Source organism: Glaciimonas sp. GG7 (assembly GCF_052976905.1).
This window is the reverse complement of record NZ_JBRIIQ010000198.1, coordinates 1-2,147: the sequence shown is the minus strand read 5'-3', so window position 1 is coordinate 2,147 and position 2,147 is coordinate 1. Positions and strand designations below refer to the sequence as shown.

Genomic DNA, 2,147 nt, shown 5'->3' with positions numbered 1-2,147 from the left:
GACAACGGAACAAATGCGCAACAATCGTGGCGCAGACGTCCTGCTGGCAAATGCAGTTGTTGGCTTTTTTGGTCAAGCTCGCGCGTCAACATGTCAGGTTGGGGGGGATTTGTACGGGCAGTTATGCCTTGGTGAAGGCGGGGTTGATGAACGGGTATCAGTGCGCGATTCATTGGGAGAATTTGTCGGCCTTGCGGGAAGAGTTTCCTAAGGTGCTGTTTACGGAGGGGTTGTTTGCCATTGATCGGGATCGGTTGAGTTGTTCTGGCGGGACGGCGCCTATCGATCTGATGCTGCATCTGACGGCTAACCATTTTGGTAAAACCTTATCGGCTGAGATTTCTGAGCAATTTATTCTTGAGCGTATTCGGGATAGTAGTTATCAGCAACATATCCCGATCGCCGCTCGATTGGGGTTTAGTCGTAAGGAGTTGATCGAAGTTGCGCGGTTGATGGAGACGCATATTGAAGAGACCTTGTCCTTTGATGAGATCGCGCAGCAGGTGGGGTTGTCGCAGCGGCAGTTGCAGCGGATGTTTAAATATTATCTCGATGTCACGCCCACGCATTACTACCTGCAGTTGCGTTTGCGGCGCGCGCGTGAATTGTTGCTGCAGACGACGATGTCGATCATGAGTGTGACGGTGGCTTGTGGGTTTCAGTCGTCTTGTCATTTTAGTAAGGCTTACCGCAATCAGTTCGGTCGCTCTCCTAGTAGCGAGCGCCATCTGCATCATCCTTTTCTTGCCGCTACAGATCTGTTGCGGCCTGTCGATTTAGCGGCGTTATTGATCGATCCGGGAGTTGTCATTGCCGAACCGATTGTCGACACGATTGACGCTGACAGACAATAGAATGTCGCAATCTATCTACGTAGCAGGTCCGGTGGCGTGTAATTTATGGGTGTGCCTGACGCATTGACACTAATTCATCAAGGCTTGTTGATATTCGAATGTAAAAACTCCGTTCGTACTGAGTAGCCCAAAGGGCGTATCGAAGTATACGCATACGGCGGTGTATCTTCGATACGGTACTTTGTGCCGACTGAGTCCGAACGGTTAACTAATTTTTACAAACTTGATTTGTCAGTACGCACTGGAATCAATTTATTAAATAACAACTGTATTTGTATTTCAGAAAAATTCGGCACCAGGATCTATCCATTTTTTGTTCGGAGCATAACCATGCCATTGTTTAATCGTTGCGCCGCAGTTGCTGTCGCAGTTGGAATGCTGAGCGTTTTGTCACTCGCCCCTACCGCACAGGCCAGCGAGTCTCAGGCTTGTCAGACGGTGCGTTTTGCTGACGTCGGATGGACCGATATTGCCGCTACCACTGGTCTGGCATCGTTTGTCTTTGACGCGCTCGGCTATCGCAGCACCAAAACGATTGCTTCTGTGCCGATTACGTTTGCGGGTATCAAGAACAAACAAATCGATCTGTTTCTCGGTTATTGGTCGCCGACGATGGACCCGATGATCGCGCCCTTTCTCAAAGATGGGACGATCAAGATATTGCCAGAGCCAAATCTGACCGGTGCTAAATATACGCTGGCGGTGCCGACCTATGTCTTTGATGCGGGTCTGAAAACCTTTGCTGATATAGCTAAGTATTCCAAACAACTCGATGGCAAAATTTATGGCATCGAACCCGGCAATGACGGTAACGCCGTCATTGAGGCGATGCTCAAAAAAAATCAATACGATCTCAAGGATTTCAAGCTGGTGGAGTCTAGCGAGGCCGGGATGATGATTCAATTAGGCCGTGCGATCAAACAGAAGAAATGGATCGTCTTTCTGGGCTGGGAGCCGCATCCCATGAACGTCCAGCAGAAAATCACTTACCTCACCGGCGGCGACGACGCTTTCGGTGCCAACTATGGCGAGGCCAAAGTGTTTACCGTGCTGCCGACCGATTACCCGACGCGCTGCCCCAACGCCAACAAGCTCGCCGAGAACTTGCACTTTACGACCGATATGGAAAACAAGGTCATGCTGCCGATCATGGAGCGCACCGATCCTAAAGTCGCCGCCAAAGCATGGCTGAAACAGAATCCGCAAGTCCTCGATCAATGGCTTGCCGGTGTCAAGACGTTCGATGGCAAGGATGGTCTGCCGGTGGTGAAAAAAGCGCTCGGACTGTAGACA

2 protein-coding genes are annotated in these 2,147 nt (G+C 50.4%); both read left to right on the top strand.

The window, feature by feature from the left end; genetic code table 11:
- A partial coding sequence (locus tag ACVBEF_RS21050; protein WP_447125846.1) for a GlxA family transcriptional regulator occupies window positions 1-854 on the top strand: 854 nt, incomplete at its 5' end.
- A 375-nt stretch (window positions 855-1,229) separates the two neighbouring features.
- The gene (locus ACVBEF_RS21045) at window positions 1,230-2,144 is read left to right on the top strand and encodes a choline ABC transporter substrate-binding protein (RefSeq protein ID WP_447125847.1); all 915 of its coding nucleotides are present in this window, start codon (window positions 1,230-1,232) and stop codon (window positions 2,142-2,144) included.
- The last annotated feature ends 3 nt before the right edge of the window (window positions 2,145-2,147 follow it).

Bases quoted from the DNA above. Each gene is read 5' to 3' on its own strand.
- ACVBEF_RS21045 (WP_447125847.1), top strand. From the start codon at position 1,230: ATGCTGAGCGTTTTGTCACTCGCCCCTACCGCACAGGCCAGCGAGTCT.